Annotated in this window: 16 protein-coding genes; 9 read left to right on the top strand and 7 right to left on the bottom strand. The window is 34.7% G+C overall.

All coding sequences use genetic code 11. The annotated features are described in order from the left end of the window. Positions 1–8 precede the first annotated feature (8 nt). A complete protein-coding gene (locus tag SD960_RS10085; RefSeq protein ID WP_318802647.1) occupies positions 9–941 on the top strand; it encodes an alpha/beta hydrolase in 933 nt (310 codons plus the stop codon). A 99-nt stretch (positions 942–1,040) separates the two neighbouring features. Further along, on the top strand, positions 1,041–1,364 hold the full coding sequence (locus SD960_RS10080) for a phosphoribosylpyrophosphate synthetase (RefSeq protein WP_318802644.1): 324 nt from the start codon (positions 1,041–1,043) through the stop codon (positions 1,362–1,364). A 20-nt stretch (positions 1,365–1,384) separates the two neighbouring features. Here SD960_RS10080 and SD960_RS10075 read toward each other — a convergent pair whose 3' ends face one another. Beyond that, on the bottom strand, positions 1,385–1,756 hold the full coding sequence (locus tag SD960_RS10075) for a helix-turn-helix domain-containing protein (protein WP_318802643.1): 372 nt from the start codon (positions 1,754–1,756) through the stop codon (positions 1,385–1,387). 80 nt (positions 1,757–1,836) lie between these two features. Between SD960_RS10075 and SD960_RS10070 the strand changes: the two genes are divergently transcribed. Both SD960_RS10070 and SD960_RS10065 read left to right on the top strand, forming a co-directional pair. After that, the gene (locus tag SD960_RS10070) at positions 1,837–2,307 is read left to right on the top strand and encodes an NAD(P)H-binding protein (RefSeq protein ID WP_318802641.1); all 471 of its coding nucleotides are present in this window, start codon (positions 1,837–1,839) and stop codon (positions 2,305–2,307) included. Continuing rightward, positions 2,304–2,714 (top strand): hypothetical protein, encoded by a 411-nt coding sequence (locus SD960_RS10065; RefSeq protein ID WP_318802639.1) that lies wholly within the window; start codon positions 2,304–2,306, stop codon positions 2,712–2,714. Before SD960_RS10070 ends, SD960_RS10065 begins: the two co-directional genes overlap by 4 nt. 396 nt (positions 2,715–3,110) lie before the next feature. Here the strand turns inward: SD960_RS10065 and SD960_RS10060 are convergent, their stop codons facing one another. The 4 genes from SD960_RS10060 to SD960_RS10045 all read right to left on the bottom strand — a co-directional run bounded on the left by SD960_RS10060 (position 3,111) and on the right by SD960_RS10045 (position 7,983). Further along, positions 3,111–5,474, bottom strand: a complete 2,364-nt coding sequence (locus tag SD960_RS10060) for a mechanosensitive ion channel family protein (RefSeq protein ID WP_318802638.1) — start codon at positions 5,472–5,474, stop codon at positions 3,111–3,113. A gap of 325 nt (positions 5,475–5,799) precedes the next feature. Beyond that, entirely contained in the window at positions 5,800–6,063 is a 264-nt protein-coding gene (locus SD960_RS10055) for a DUF5367 family protein (protein WP_318802637.1), read from the bottom strand. 133 nt (positions 6,064–6,196) lie between these two features. Continuing rightward, the gene (locus SD960_RS10050; protein ID WP_318802636.1) at positions 6,197–7,033 is read right to left on the bottom strand and encodes an NAD(P)H-binding protein; all 837 of its coding nucleotides are present in this window, start codon (positions 7,031–7,033) and stop codon (positions 6,197–6,199) included. A gap of 71 nt (positions 7,034–7,104) precedes the next feature. Further along, the gene (locus tag SD960_RS10045) at positions 7,105–7,983 is read right to left on the bottom strand and encodes an AraC family transcriptional regulator (RefSeq protein ID WP_318802634.1); all 879 of its coding nucleotides are present in this window, start codon (positions 7,981–7,983) and stop codon (positions 7,105–7,107) included. A gap of 307 nt (positions 7,984–8,290) precedes the next feature. On the opposite strand from SD960_RS10045, the gene SD960_RS10040 reads away from it, so the two are divergent. Together SD960_RS10040 and SD960_RS10035 are read left to right on the top strand one after the other, a co-directional pair. Beyond that, positions 8,291–8,530: a hypothetical protein gene (locus SD960_RS10040; RefSeq protein ID WP_318802633.1), complete on the top strand. Its 240-nt coding sequence runs from the start codon at positions 8,291–8,293 to the stop codon at positions 8,528–8,530. Between the two features lie 49 nt (positions 8,531–8,579). Beyond that, a complete protein-coding gene (locus SD960_RS10035) occupies positions 8,580–10,961 on the top strand; it encodes a hypothetical protein (protein WP_318802631.1) in 2,382 nt (793 codons plus the stop codon). Between the two features lie 318 nt (positions 10,962–11,279). Here the strand turns inward: SD960_RS10035 and SD960_RS10030 are convergent, their stop codons facing one another. Beyond that, positions 11,280–11,990: an ATP-binding protein gene (locus tag SD960_RS10030; protein WP_318802629.1), complete on the bottom strand. Its 711-nt coding sequence runs from the start codon at positions 11,988–11,990 to the stop codon at positions 11,280–11,282. Positions 11,991–12,019: 29 nt separating this feature from the next. Further along, a complete protein-coding gene (locus tag SD960_RS10025; RefSeq protein WP_318802627.1) occupies positions 12,020–12,751 on the bottom strand; it encodes a YggS family pyridoxal phosphate-dependent enzyme in 732 nt (243 codons plus the stop codon). Between the two features lie 203 nt (positions 12,752–12,954). Here SD960_RS10025 and SD960_RS10020 point away from each other — a divergent pair, with 203 nt between their 5' ends. From SD960_RS10020 to SD960_RS10010, 3 genes are all read left to right on the top strand, one after another. Beyond that, entirely contained in the window at positions 12,955–13,182 is a 228-nt protein-coding gene (locus tag SD960_RS10020; RefSeq protein ID WP_318802625.1) for a thioredoxin family protein, read from the top strand. 282 nt (positions 13,183–13,464) lie between these two features. Next, a complete protein-coding gene (locus SD960_RS10015; RefSeq protein ID WP_318802623.1) occupies positions 13,465–13,728 on the top strand; it encodes a DUF2024 family protein in 264 nt (87 codons plus the stop codon). A gap of 154 nt (positions 13,729–13,882) precedes the next feature. Then, positions 13,883–14,500 carry a MarR family winged helix-turn-helix transcriptional regulator gene (locus SD960_RS10010; protein WP_318802622.1) on the top strand — a complete coding sequence of 206 codons (618 nt, stop codon included), beginning with the start codon at positions 13,883–13,885 and terminating at the stop codon, positions 14,498–14,500. Positions 14,501–14,643 lie beyond the last annotated feature (143 nt).

Here is a 14,643-nt window from a genome sequence, read left to right as displayed (position 1 = left end):
ACCCAAACATGAAAACTAAAAACAGAATAACAAATTTGTTATTGATATTCCTATCAATAAGTTTACTAACATCTTGTGCTAAAAAAGAAGAGCAAACAACCGAAAAGGCTGAAACTAAAAAAGCAAGAGCAGAATATATTGAAGTTGAGCCTAATGTGAGATTGCATATTACAGATGTAGGAGAAGGAAAACCTGTCGTGTTAATTCACGGTTATCCGTTAAGCGATGCAATGTGGGAATATCAATATCATGCTTTGGTCAATGCAGGTTATCGCGTTATTGGTATTACTTTAAGAGGTTTTGGACAATCTGACAAACCTTACGGCAAATACAATTACGATCAGTTTGCAACAGATATTAAAGCAGTTTTAGACCAATTGGATATTAAGGATGCAACTATTGGCGGACATTCGATGGGTGGCGCAATTGCGTTGCATTATGTTGCAAAATACGATGCCGCACATATTAATAAGTTGGCCTTATTTGCTGCTGCAGCGCCCTGTCATACTAAAAAAGCCGATTATCCTTATCCGTTTTTTACAAAAGAAGACATCTCTAAATGGGTAGAATTAAATAACAACGATCGTCCGGCTTTATTGGCAGCCATTGGCGGTTATTTTACTTTGTCTCCAACATCTGTTTCTCCTGGAATAGGAGCGTGGTTGGGCGGAATCGAAATGCAGTCTTCGCCATATGCAATGGAACAGGCTCTGATTGCTTTGCGCGACGAGGATTTAAGAGCTGATTTGCCTAAAATTAAAGTGCCAACTTTAATATTTAATGCAAAAGAAGATAAAATTGTGTCATTTGCCTTGGCGGAAGAAATGAATAAAGCTATTCTAGGTTCTGTTTTAGTTCCGTTTGAGAAAAGTGGGCACGCTTTATTTGTAGAAGAAAAAGATAAATTTAATGAAGAGTTTATAAAATTTCTGAAGAAATAGGCTAATTATTTAATTCAGTTACAAAGCCATATTGATCTTGATTTTTTTAAAATTGTGGTCGGTATGGTTTTTAATATTAAAATTTATAAAACCAAAACAATGGAAAACTCAAATTCAAAACCATCATTTGATACTGTTACAGAAGCGCTTCGCTGGTTGGGCGAGCAAGGATTTACAAAAGATTTCAATATTGCCGAAGATTGTATTTTGTATAATAACGGAAAGCAGTCATTATCGCCGGAAGAATTTAATATTGAGTATTATTTTCGTTTTGAAGGCGATACAGATCCGGGAGATGAAGATATTGTTTACGGAATCAGTTCGGTTAAATATGATATAAAAGGTGTTTTAATGAGCGCTTTTGGTGTTTATGCCGATGCAATGTCACATGAAATGATAAAAAAACTGGCAGTCCATTATTAAGAAGCCAGTTTGTTTAGTTGTTAGTTTTCGGTGCTAAAATCGCCGTCTTTTTCTTTAAATGCCCAAACCGCCATTGCTTCAATTACCGGTAATAAACCTTTTCCTGAATTACTCAGTTTGTAAGTTACAAAAGGAGGCACGACCGGTTTTGCTTCTCGGATCACAATACCGTCTGCTTCTAATTGTTTCAAATGCTGAATCAGCATTTTTTCGGTTATAGCCGGAATTGTTCTTTTTAATTCGCTGTAACGCATAGTGCCAATCGATAAATGGTGGATAATAATGGGTTTCCAATAACCGCCAATTTTTTCCATTACATAAGTGACCGGACAAGTGTCTAAGGCGTATTGCTTGTTTTCCTGTATAGTAGATGATTCTTTAATTGCTGTCATGATGCATACTTTAGGGTAAGTACTTGTATAAAAGTAAGTACAAATATACCTTTGTTTCTATAAATAAAAAACAATTTAAGATGAAAATTATAATTACAGGTTCTTTAGGGAACATAGGAAAACCATTGGCACAAAATTTAATTGCTTCAGGGCATGATGTTACAGTTGTAAGCAGTAATGCTGACAGAAAATCGGATATCGAAAACTTAGGCGCAAAAGCTGCAATTGGTTCTGTTAGCGATGCTGATTTTTTGGCGTCAACTTTTGCCAGAGCTGATTCCCTTTTTGCGATGACACCACCAAATTTGGGAGGTTCGAATGTAATTTCGAATACAGCCAATGCAGGAAAAGCTTTTGCAGCAGCAATTAATAAAGCAGGAGTAAAGCGTGTTGTAATGTTAAGCAGTATTGGTGCCGATTTAGAAAAAGGAACCGGTCCGATCGTGGGATTGCACCAAATTGAAAAAATATACAACGGATTAGAAAATACAGCTGTGACTTTTTTACGTGCCGGATTCTTCTTACTAATTTGTATAACGATGTACCTATGATAAAAGGAGCAGGGATTACTGGAGCTAATTATCCTGCAAGTCTTAAAATACCATTTGTGCATCCAAAAGATATTGCAGCTGCTGCAGCCGAAGAATTGCAAAAAGACACAACCGGAAAAAATATCCGATATATTATTAGCGATGTGCGTACGCCAAATGATGTTGCCAATGTTTTAGGAAATGCGATTGGTAAAACCGATTTACCATGGATTGAATTTACAGATGAACAATCTTTACAAGGAATGATGCAAGCCGGATTACCGGAAGAAATGGCAAATATGTACACCGAAATGGGATCAGGGTTAAGAAGCGAAAAAATTGCCGCGCATTTTTTAAGTAATAATTTCTCTGTTGATGGGAAAATTAAATTGGAAGATTTTGCAAAAGAATTTGCCGAGAAATTTTAATTCATAAAGTGTAGTCCCAACGGGACAAAAAACAATATGAAAAATAATGATTTTCTATCAATATGTTTTCAACCAATATGTTTTTCAACCAATATGTAATCTCTCCGAGATATTATTTTGGTATAATATTTTATCTATTCGAGGTATTATTTGTTAGTATTACTCCGCTAGGAGTTAACTATTGGTAGAAAAAATAAATGTACACCGATAAAATATCCCGTAGGGATTACATATTTACTTAAAGTTATGATTTAATAGCATATTGAAAATCAATGAATTGATAAGTGGTAAGTGATTTAATGCAACTAAATTGCATATTTTAAAAGTCACAAATCAGCTCAATAAAAAAGCCGTCAAATAATTTGACGGCTTTTTAAAATTTAAGCGAATTAGTTTTTACGTTGAAAAAGTTAATCCTTTAGCTTTAAAATTACTAAACAAAGTCTGACGGGCACCACTAACGGTTTCCTCAGTTTTGTAAATGCTGCACCAGAATTTAATCTGGATTTTATATTTTCCTTCAGAAATTGAAGTATAATAAATTTGCGAAGGTTTGCTATTATTTACCAACGGAAGATTTTCCAGAGATTTACTAATTGTTTCATTGATTGCTTCAGGAGTTGTTTCTCCAGTAATTTCGATTGAAATTTCAACCAGTTTTAAATTATCCGTATAAGTCCAGTTGGTGATATTTTGAGATAATAAATTACCATTCGGGATAATAATTTCGGCACCGTTTGGCGCGTTGATTTTAGTAGTACGCAATCCCATTGATTTTACACGGCCGGATTCTGAGCTGATATCGATAACATCTCCAATTTGAATTGGTTTATCAAAAATCAAAATAATACCCGATACGAAGTTATTTACAACATTTTGAAGTCCAAGTCCAACACCGACACCTAACGCTCCCAAAAGAATGCTTAATTTATCCAGAGGCATTCCCGAAGCAGCAACTGCCAAAAGATATCCGGTGATTAAAACCACAAGTCGGGTGATAAGTAATTTTGAATGTTGTCTTTTGTTGATGTTTTCTTCGTTTTCGTCATCAATCTCTCCAAAAAAGTACGCCACATATTTTTGCAGTAAATGAGCCACCCAGATGATAATAAAAAACAAAACAATGTTTCCAAGAGTAAATGTAATACTTCCAACGGTATTGGGATGACTTAGCAAAGATCCGAAAGAAGTACGCAAAGTTTCCCAGATATTTAAATCAGAAGCAATAACAACAAGCCACATGTAACTAATTACAATAATAAATGGCTTTTTGAGCGTTTCAGATAAATTTTCGTGATCAAAAATCTTTTCAATTCCGCGTTTGATTCTTGTTGTATAGATCTGTAGAATAATAATTTCCAGAATAATTTTCAAAAGAACACTCAATGCTACAATCTGCGTAAGCGAAATGAAAGCGGTTAAACTTAACATGTTTGAGATTGAAACCCTTCCAAAAATATTATGCAGTATCGATAGCACATTCAGCCCGATAAAAAGAATGGTAGCCCATTTAAAAAATCCTTTGATGTATAATTGCTCTTTTAAGCTCTTAATTTGTACCAAACCATATCTGATGCCAAAAATATTAATTACGATAAAACAACAGCGTTGAAATAAGCCTACGCCGATGAATAAATCTAAAAAGCAAAGAATAAAAAACAATCCTAAAAGCAAAAGCCAGTTTCTCATCGAAACACCCGACCATTGATTTTTGAAAAGTATAGTAAGAAGTCCCAGTAAAATCAAGTGAAGGAATTCAATAAACAATGCCGGAGCATATAAATTACCAACAACTGCAATATTTAAACCAATAACAGCAACGGGAATGATAACACCACGATTTAAATATTTGAAATTAAAAAGTGATAAGCTCTGTGCATGTCCGTTTTCTTTCAGGTATTTTAAATTACGTGAAATGTACCAGCCCAGGATTCCCATCAAAATCGCAAGAGTAATTAATCCGCCGGCGCGATAGCTTAGATAATAAGCCGCAACACTTTCTTCAATAATTACTTTTGCTCCAATATTTTGGGCCACTTTTTCTTTTGGTACAGAATCGTTTATGCTCCATAAAAACGGATATTCTTTTTTACGCATGCTGATTCCGGACTGTTCAAGCTTGTTGTCAACCGCAATTAAAGCATTTGAAACGGCAATTTTGCGTTCAACAGTTAGTCGCTTGTTATTGTTCAAAATCCCCTGATTTTTAGTCATCAGGCTGTCTGTAGCTTTATATCTTTTTCTAAGATTGGCAAATTCTGTTTTAAACTGCTTACGGCGAATAGTATCTTTAATCAGCGTAACGAGGGTTTTATCCTTGCGGAGCTCAATAAACCGGTTCTTGATTTTTTCAAGATTCTCATTTCTTAAATTGATGGCAGTATTCTGTTCTTCCAGTTCCTGTTCGATTTCTTTCAGAACAATCCGGTACATTTGCTGGTTACGCGCATTGGGATTCGCGCCTTTCAAACTATTTAAAATTAAATCAAGTTTACTTTGGGTTCTTTTAATATCTCCAAACAAGTGATGACTGGCGCCATCAAAATCAGCATCGTTAAAAGCAGTTTCCATAACGGCACTTGCTTTTTCAATTGCCATTAAGTAATCGCTGTCGGTGGCACTTTCTTCAAATAATTTTGAACGCGTTTCTTTTTTCGGATTCTCTGTTTTTGGCGACTCATTTTGCGAGTACGAAACCGGCGCAAAAAACAATCCGACCAACAGAGTAAATAAAGCAATAAAACTTCTTTTTAAAATCATAATGTTTTGTGTGAATTTAGGGTTTCCAAATTTAGATTTTTTTGGTAAACTTTCGATACAAAAATAGAAGATTTAAGGTGAAGTTTATCTTAAGATTTTGATTCAGTAACTGAAAAGAAAAAAGGAAGTTTTTTTAAGGCCGTATTTCTCCTTTTTATGCTGAATTTAAAAATGTAACTTTTGTGTAACTTTTTCATAAGTATCTTATAAACCAGATTTTTATGTTTTATCACTTAAATCGATAATCAAATATTGAATAAAAAAAATCCAATTCATCAAAATTGGATTTTTTTATAAGTTTTGAAAGGAATTTTCCAATACAAAACTATACTTTAGATTTAATTTTCATCCTCCAAAAACAATAAACCGTTATGGAATTTATGCTTGCTAAAATCCAAAGAACGGAACTGCCGAAAAAGCTATAGTAACTCCTTCCATTCGGAATTTCGATAAACGGAACTGTAATTAAAGCGTCTAAAAGTAATGCAGTTAACGACATTATGATTCCGAGCAGCAATCCATGCAGTTTTATTCCTTTTTTATAATAAAATAACGCACTTTCATTTGCATATAATACAATGAATATCATTACTATTATAGCTTGTGATTTAAAGGAACCATTTATTAGTGGAACAAAGCTTAAAATATAAAAAGAAACACTTACACAAAGCCATACAATGGTACCTGGCAGCAGAATTTTAAGATATTTCATCAGACTAAAATTAGACGATTACAGCATTCCAGATTCCGGTTTTTGCTGCTTCTTTTGCATAGGTTGAAAAGTCAGTTGCTTTGCGTCCCAGCACCTTTTCAATGTCATTTGTTATCGAAGAATTTCTTCCGTCTAAAACCTGTTCAAATAGATAATTAATCAGCCAGATATGATCTTCAGGAACTTGATATTCCTGTAGCATTTGCGTATATTCTTCTAAACTTAATGCCTGAAATTCAATTTTTTTATTGCTGGCTGTTGCAATTTTAGTCACAGCTTCGGGGAATGTTAATAGTTCAGGACCTGTAAGTTCGTAAATCTGGCCGTTGTGTTTATCCTGCAAAAGACATGCTGTAACAACGTCGGCAATGTCATTGGCATCAGTAAAAGGTTCAAGTGCTTCTGCTCTTGGCAAGGCCACAAAACCGGCTAATATTTGGTCTAAAAAGAAACTTTCGCTAAAGTTTTGATTGAACCAGCTCGCTCTGACAATCGTCCAGTTTTTGGCCGTGTTTTTTACTATTTCTTCACAAACCTGCGCTTCTTTTTCGCCTCTTCCGGATAGTAAAACCATTTTCTGAACGCCAAGTTTTGCGGCCAAAACCGTAAATTTCTGAATGATTTCTACCGCTGAAGGAACTGCTAAATCGGGTTGAAATGTTATGTAAACGGCATCTGTTCCGGTTAAAACAGCGTTCCATGTTTCAGGATTTTGCCAGTCAAAAGGTGTTTTTGCAGTACGGGAACCTACTTTAATTTCGACATTTTTATTGTTTTGCAAGCGGTTAATTACACGGCTTCCTGTTTTTCCGTTAGCTCCAAGAACTAAAATTTTCTGTGTTTTCATATCAATATTTTTAAAGTGAATACTGATACAAAGGTGTTGCGTAATGAATTAAATCATTTGTTGCAAAAGAATTATGATTTGTTTGAAAAGCATTTTTGTTTGACGTCATTTGGGCGCGTTCCAAATTTTTTAAAGAAAGCATTGGAGAAAGAACTAAGGCTTTCATAACCTACATCCCAGGCAGCTTCCTGTACTGTTTTGTCAGTGTTTTGCAAAAGTTCATAGGCTTTGTTTAGTCGCTCTTCCTGAATGTATTTGAAGACCGGAATGCCAAATAACTCCTTAAAGTTCTTTTTTAACTTGTTGCTGTTAAGTCCAACCATTTTAGAGAGTTGTGTAATTGATGGCGGTTCTGAATAGTTGTGCGTTACGATTTCTTTGGCCTGAAATAGTTTGTTTTTATCTTTTTCCGAAAAATCGCTTTTTTGATCACTTGACAACAATCCATAAAAATGAGAAAGAAGTTCGTTTATCTGGCTTTTCAAAAAGAGTAATCTCGTATTTCCGGTATAAGTTGTATTGAAGATTTTTTGAACGGCAAGCTGCATGTCGAGCGTCATATAAAATGAAGGACCTTTTACAAAATGTTCTTGGGGATCTAATAAATCAGGCAAATGTTTCTCAAAAATCTCTTTTTCTGCCTGAGACAATAGGTGCATATTTTTTAGTTTAGAAAAAATACTAATCGACTGCAGAGGCTTGTCAGGTTCAATTTTATGAGAGAATTCTACTTTCTGATTTCCAAAAAAACAAATCGCCAAACCGGTTGTATTGGTCAGATATTTGGTTTGCTGGTTGTGTTTTATTTCCAATTCGACATTTCCCGAACCATAAAAAGCAAATCCAACGGTATCACCATCAATTTCACATTTCTGGATGAATGTTTTTTCGGCGTTTGAATGTTCAATCAAGACAATAAAATCATTCAATTCGATAATATCTGTTGTCATTGTTTGGGTTGTTTTGAATTAAAATTGATTTTAATCTTTTGATTTGTTGGAATTTGCAACGCTAATATAAATATATTTTGAAGACGCTCAGATCTTTAAAAATGACTTTTTTTCGTTTTTTGATGTTTCAAAATAGCATAGTTGATGTTTCATTTTATAGAATGAAACCTATTTGTAAGATTTTGTTTAAGAGTTATTTATAATTTAGTAGATACCAAAAATGAGGTGTTGATCCGATTGTTTCGACTCTGTTTGTATTGTTTTGAGGATTTAAATCTAACCTAATTATTAAAACAAAAACATATTTATGTCTCTTCCCAACGAACTATATAACTCGAAATTTGCCGAATACATAGAATCCTTAAAGATCTTGTATTTGGTAGATGATAAATTTAAAACCATGTGTGATGAGTATTGTAATAGTAAAGCAAATAGTGAAAAATACAGGAAAAAGTTTGAAAAAGACTTTCGTCATAAATTAGAATATGAAAATTTATCAAAAGAATTAGAAGAAGAAATACTGATTTATCTTATCAGAAAAGAATAGACCTAATCCAGAATTGAAAATCAAGTAGAATCAAAGAATAAAGTAGATTATGAAAAAAGCACTTTTTATAATACTGGCATTTAGTACTATTTTTATTGTTTTATCCTGTAAAAAGGACAAAAAAGATGAAAATTTTGCCGAAGTAATCCAATCAACCGCCTCAGATTCAATTGCAGCAACAGATATTGGCTGGCCGCGCGAGGTAACGCTCAATGGATCAAAATTGGTTTATTACCAGCCACAAGTTGATCAATGGAAAGATTTTAAGGAAATCTCGGCTCAAATAGCATTTTCTCTAACCCCAAAAGGCGGCAAAGAAGTGCTTGGAGTAGCCTCTATGAAAGCTGAAACACTGGTTGATAAGGATTCCAGAAATGTATTTTTTAAGAATCTCGAAGTTGCCGACGTCAGATTTCCCGCTCTTGAAGAAAAATTAGAGCCACAAATGGAAAAATTATTCAAAGAGTTGATTCCAAAAGGAGGAAACCCAATTGCTCTGGATCGCGTTATGGCCGATTTAAGCCGTACCAACAATCCTTCAAAAGGTGTGGCTGTAAAAAATGATCCTCCGGAGATTTTTTACAGTGCAAATCCGTCTATCTTATTAATTGTTCAGGGCGAACCTGTTTTGGCTCCAATAGAAAAAACAAACCTGAGTTATGTTGTCAATACAAACTGGGATTTGTTTTTTGATAAACCTTCAAAAAAATACTATTTATTAGTTGAAAATATATGGCTTACTGCCACAGATTTAAAAGGAAAATGGGCAACAACACAAAGCCTGCCAAAGGAAATGAGTAAGTTACCTTCGGGGCAAAATTTTGATGAGGTTAAAAAAATGATTCCGCCCCCGGCGGCAAATATAAATTTAGAGGTTTTCTTTAGCAATAAACCTGCAGAACTTATTGCCGTAAATGGCGCTCCCAAATTTGTAAAAGTTCCCGGAACGCAATTGATGTATATTGATAATACGGATAATGATGTTTTTGCCGATGAAAAAGACGGGCAATATTATGTTTTGCTATCGGGAAGATGGTTTAAATCTAAAGAGTTAACGGGACCATGGAGTTATGCGACGACTAGTTTACCTGCCGATTTTGCAAAAATCCCAAAAGATTCTCCGCGTGCAAGCGTATTGCCATCGGTACCAGGAACTCAGGAAGCGTCTGATGCCGTGCTATTGGCTCAGGTACCTACAACGGCAATCGTAAAAAAAGCTGACGCCGAAGCTAAAGCAAAAGTAAATTATGACGGAACCCCACAGTTTAAGCCAATTGAAGGAACGTCGCTTCAATATGCAAGCAATACGCAGGAAAAAGTAATAAAGGTTGGAGATTTGTATTATCTGTGTTTTCAGGCAGTTTGGTTTATGTCTACAACTCCAAATGGTCCATGGAAAGTTACAAATTCAGTTCCCACAGAAATTTATACCATTCCGCCAAGCTCTCCGGTTTACAATGTTACTTATGTTACCCAGACCAATGTTACTGAGACAACTGTAGAAAGCAGTACGACAGCAGGTTATTTTGGTGCTTTTATCGTTGGCGCCATGTTTGGCGCTATATTAACTTATGGAACAGGGTTTTATTATCCGCCATATTTTTATTACGGTCCAATGTATCCAATTTATCGTCCGTGGCCTTGCACGTACGGTGTTGGAGCGGTTTATAATCCCTGGACAGGCGGTTGGGCAGCCGGAAGAGCGGTTTATGGCCCTTATGGATCTGCAGGATCTGCAGCCTGGTACAATCCCGCCACCGGAAGATATGGTCGTGCAGCGAGCGTACAAGGCTGGTATGGCGGTCGTACGGTGGCGCATGCTTACAATCCGTGGACAGGAAATTACGGTGCTACGTCACAAGGACATAATGCGTATGCGCAATGGGGGCATTCTGCAGCGTCAAATGGACATGATTGGGTGCAGTCGGGACATGTAACCACAAGACGTGGAACGGTAATGGGTTATCAGACTTCAGGTGGAAAAGAGGGTGTAATTACACATCACAGAGGTGGAGGAACTACTGTGCGTACAGATAATGGTCTGTATGCCGGACATGACGGTCATGTCTATAAAAAAGATGCCAACGGAAACTGGAGTCATTATAATAACGGAAACGGAGGGTGGACTCAGGCCGGAACTTTAGGATCTACACAACATTCGGGAGATAAAATTCAGAATGCGGGAAATAAAATTCAAAATAATAATGTTCAAAAACCGGACAGGGTTTTAGGTGAACCTAATAAACCGCTTGGTCAGGCAGGTCACCCTAATACAATTGATGGTCTTAATCATTCTGATTTTGCAAGGGACAGAGGAGAAACACAAACGCGAAATTTTCAAAATTTACAGCGAAGCGGCGGAGTTAATGGCGGCGGATTTAGAAACGGTGGAGGCTTTAGAGGCGGAGGCGGTTTTAGAGGCCGCAGATAAAGATAAGATTACTTTGTTTTGGTTAATTATTTTGACAGAGTTTAGATTCATCTTCTAAACTCTGTTTTTTTTATAAATTTTTATATATTATGCTGAAATCAATGAATTTTGGTATAATACACGGTTTTAATTGTGGGAGACGTATTATGAAAACGCTATCATTAAAAAACGTATTATGAAATATATCATGAAAATATTTCATGAAATCGCATCGTAAAATTATTACGAAAATATATTGCGCTCCAACGGTTGAAACCGTTGGCTATGTTTGCTATTGTTGTGTAAATGTGTTGTTTTTTAATTGATTAATATGTGTTTTCAATTATTTCTAAGCTCTAATTCCTCAATAATCTGCTTCTTCATTGTGGTATGAACATAATCTTTGGCTTCAGCATACGAAATAGTGTATTTGCGCTGAATGTCTTGTAAATGTTGGGGAAAAGGTGCTAGAATTTTATCATAATAAAGATCCAGTTCACTTTCATTTGGCATTTCAAACTTTAATCTTATTTGAAATCTTCTCAATAAAGCCGTATCAATGTTATGATAATGGTTTGTTGCACAGATAAGTAAACTTTCGCTTGGGAGATAATCCATCAACTGAATAATGGTATTTACGAGACGTTTCATTTCTGCAACATCTTTGTCTTCGCTATCACGGCTTTTTCCTATCTGGTCAAATTCATCTAAAAATAAAACTGCTTTTTCGCGAATTGCTTTGTCAAAAATAGCTTTTACATTTTTAGAAGTTTCGCCAATTCGGGCATTAATTAAAGTACTTAGATTGATAATGACGATATTTTTGTTTAAAGCCGTTGCAATCGCTTTTGCAGTTGTCGTCTTGCCGCAACCGGAATGCCCGTGTAGCAGTATCTTATTGTCAACCTGAAGATTATATTTTTTTAAATCGTCAAGATATTGATGCTCTTTGATGGTTTGCATTAAGGCAGCTTTGTTTTCATCGCTAAAAAGCAAATCATTCAAAGCAATTTTTTCGGTATCGTTTACGGTAAGTTCGTATAGATTCATTTGGATTTTATTTGCTGCAAAATTAGATTTTATTCTGCAATATTCTCATTCCAGATTTCTTTTCCTAAAAACCGGTTTCCAAAGATAGAAGTCCCTATTCGAACCAAATTTGAACCTTCGGCTATAGCCAATTCCAAATCCTGTGACATTCCCATTGAAAGCTTCAAATCAGTTATTTCTGTGGTTTTTTCAGTATAAATGTCGTCTCTGATTTCTCTTAAAAGACGAAGCGACGGCAGCATTTTTTCTTTTTCGACATCTAATAAACCAATTGTCATTAATCCTTTGATTTTTAAAGTGTCATACTTTTTTATTTCTTTAATAAAAGGAATTACTTCCACAGGAGATAATCCAAATTTACTTTCTTCAAATGACGTATTGACTTGTATAAAAACATCCAGATTTCGGTTTTCTTTTTTCAATTGTTTGTGTAATTCCTGCGCAAGATTCAATCGGTCTAAAGAGTGAATGCAGGTTACGTATTTCAAAACGTCCCTTATTTTGTTGGTTTGCAAATGCCCAATAAAATGGCGTTCGATATTTAAATCCTTTAATTCAGCATCTTTATCACGGAATTCCTGCATTTTATTTTCGCCAATTAAGCTTTCTCCGGCTTCAATTGCAATTCTGATTTTGGCTGCAGGAACGGTTTTAGTTGCCAGTAAAAGCTGAACTTCTGATGTATTTCTGCCAGAAGCTTTACAGGCATTCTCGATACGGGTGTGAATCTGTTGTAAATTAAAAAGTAATTCCTCTTTCATATTGCAAAATTACTAATTGTCTGGAATGCATGAATAATCCAGTTTTTATTATTTTGAATAGTCCAGTCTTTGGTTTAAGCTTTCAATTATTTAAATGCAACTGGACCAGTAAGCGCCTATAAATGACAAAACTGGATCATTTAATGGTTAGGTATCCTGACTAATTTTGTCTCAGAAAATAAGTTTAACTAAAAACAAATCAAATGAGTAAATCAATTTTTTATCACGCAGGCTGCCCGGTTTGTGTAAGCGCAGAACACGACATTTTAAATTTAGTTAAAGATGTTGAAGTAGTCAATATAGGAGAAGACAGAACCCGAATTGCCGAAGCTCAAAAAGCAGGTATTCAATCTGTTCCGGCTCTGGTAACACCAAACGGAAATGTATTACACATTAATTTTGGTGCTTCAATGGCCGATGTAATTGGGTAAATAAAATACCTCTCTGGACTATTACAGAGAGGTTTTTATATCATTTTAAGAAAAATAAATTAACTCTTTGTGTATAATTTTTTTTTAACACATAGAAACATAGAATTATTGAACTCAAAAAAGGCGTTTCACTTACATTAATACACATAGCTATGTGTCAGAAACTAGTTTCTTTTTGATTCCTTTTTCAAACACATAAAATCTATGTTTCTATGTGTTAAATTAAATTTTACGTATTACACCCAGCAGGGTAAATCATTAAAAACATATAAATATAACATTATGAAAGTAGCAGTATGGGATACTTATGTAACCAGAAAAGACGGAAAAGTGATGCATTTTGATATTCTTGTTGACGAAAATACAGATGATGCAAACAAGATTTATGAGTTTGGAAGAACTTATCTTAAATCTGTTTTACAAGAAGGTCAGACTTTGAGTTCAAACGAATGCAGATTTTGCCATATCGACAAAGCGCCAACGGAGATTGAAAATCAGATTCTTAAAAACGGATTTTCTATTATTGAAATGGAGAATTGTTATTAATTCATTTTTGTGTTGTAGACGAAAGTTAGGGTTTTTAGTCTATCTGCCAGAGCTTTGTCAAAGTTTTAAACTTTGACAAAGCTTGAAAACGCAACGTATTAATCTTGTAGACTGGAAGTTTGGGGGCTTTCAGTCTATTTTATTTGTTATTATTATGAAAAATATTTTCGATTTAGAAATTCAAAACAGCAATGTTGAAGGGAAAATTGTGGCTGGATTTGAGCGTCTGTCGCAGGTTTTCAAGGTTTTGTTGTGGGAAAAGGCAAAGAAATATGATTTGAGCCCAATACAGATTCAGATTCTGATATTTATAAAGTACCATTCTAAAAATAAATCAACTGTAAGTTATTTGGCAAAAGAATTTAATTTAACCAAAGCCACTGTAAGCGATACGATTAAGATTTTGGAACACAAACAATATATATCGAAAGAAATACAGCTTTACGATTCCAGAAGTTACACAGTTGCGTTAACAGCAAAAGGCCTGGAAATAGTGCTTTTAATAGAAAACTTTACAGATCCGCTATATGATATTGTGACATCAGTAAATAAAAATGATAAACTGATTTTGTGGAGAACTATTAGTTCATTACTTCAGCAATTGAATCATTTGCAGATTATTAATATCCAGAATACGTGTTATAACTGTCATTATTATTCTGAAGAAAATAAAGCGAAACATTGTCAGTTGATGAATATCAAATTAGAATCAAATGATATTAGAATAGATTGTTTCGATCATAAACCTACCATCTGGACACAAATAGTATAATCAATTTTAAACACAAATTGCACTAATTTGCACAAATTTCAATGCTTAACTTAGTTTGTGAGATAATTTCACGAACGAAAATTAGTGGCAATTAGTGAAATTCTTGTTGTTTTTATACTTATGTTCTCGCAGTAGGATTATAA

This window comes from Flavobacterium sp. MMLR14_040, from assembly GCF_033657265.1.
Taxonomy (GTDB): domain Bacteria; phylum Bacteroidota; class Bacteroidia; order Flavobacteriales; family Flavobacteriaceae; genus Flavobacterium.
This window is presented reverse-complemented; position numbering and strand designations above follow the sequence as displayed.

Excerpts from the sequence above, each read along its gene's own strand:
- SD960_RS10085 (WP_318802647.1), top strand. The coding sequence starts at position 9 with ATGAAAACTAAAAACAGAATAACAAATTTGTTATTGATATTCCTATCA.
- SD960_RS10080 (WP_318802644.1), top strand. The coding sequence starts at position 1,041 with ATGGAAAACTCAAATTCAAAACCATCATTTGATACTGTTACAGAAGCG.
- SD960_RS10075 (WP_318802643.1), bottom strand. The coding sequence starts at position 1,756 with ATGACAGCAATTAAAGAATCATCTACTATACAGGAAAACAAGCAATAC.
- SD960_RS10070 (WP_318802641.1), top strand. The coding sequence starts at position 1,837 with ATGAAAATTATAATTACAGGTTCTTTAGGGAACATAGGAAAACCATTG.
- SD960_RS10065 (WP_318802639.1), top strand. The coding sequence starts at position 2,304 with ATGATAAAAGGAGCAGGGATTACTGGAGCTAATTATCCTGCAAGTCTT.
- SD960_RS10060 (WP_318802638.1), bottom strand. The coding sequence starts at position 5,474 with ATGATTTTAAAAAGAAGTTTTATTGCTTTATTTACTCTGTTGGTCGGA.
- SD960_RS10055 (WP_318802637.1), bottom strand. The coding sequence starts at position 6,063 with ATGATATTCATTGTATTATATGCAAATGAAAGTGCGTTATTTTATTAT.
- SD960_RS10050 (WP_318802636.1), bottom strand. The coding sequence starts at position 7,033 with ATGAAAACACAGAAAATTTTAGTTCTTGGAGCTAACGGAAAAACAGGA.
- SD960_RS10045 (WP_318802634.1), bottom strand. The coding sequence starts at position 7,983 with ATGACAACAGATATTATCGAATTGAATGATTTTATTGTCTTGATTGAA.
- SD960_RS10040 (WP_318802633.1), top strand. The coding sequence starts at position 8,291 with ATGTCTCTTCCCAACGAACTATATAACTCGAAATTTGCCGAATACATA.
- SD960_RS10035 (WP_318802631.1), top strand. The coding sequence starts at position 8,580 with ATGAAAAAAGCACTTTTTATAATACTGGCATTTAGTACTATTTTTATT.
- SD960_RS10030 (WP_318802629.1), bottom strand. The coding sequence starts at position 11,990 with ATGAATCTATACGAACTTACCGTAAACGATACCGAAAAAATTGCTTTG.
- SD960_RS10025 (WP_318802627.1), bottom strand. The coding sequence starts at position 12,751 with ATGAAAGAGGAATTACTTTTTAATTTACAACAGATTCACACCCGTATC.
- SD960_RS10020 (WP_318802625.1), top strand. The coding sequence starts at position 12,955 with ATGAGTAAATCAATTTTTTATCACGCAGGCTGCCCGGTTTGTGTAAGC.
- SD960_RS10015 (WP_318802623.1), top strand. The coding sequence starts at position 13,465 with ATGAAAGTAGCAGTATGGGATACTTATGTAACCAGAAAAGACGGAAAA.
- SD960_RS10010 (WP_318802622.1), top strand. The coding sequence starts at position 13,883 with ATGAAAAATATTTTCGATTTAGAAATTCAAAACAGCAATGTTGAAGGG.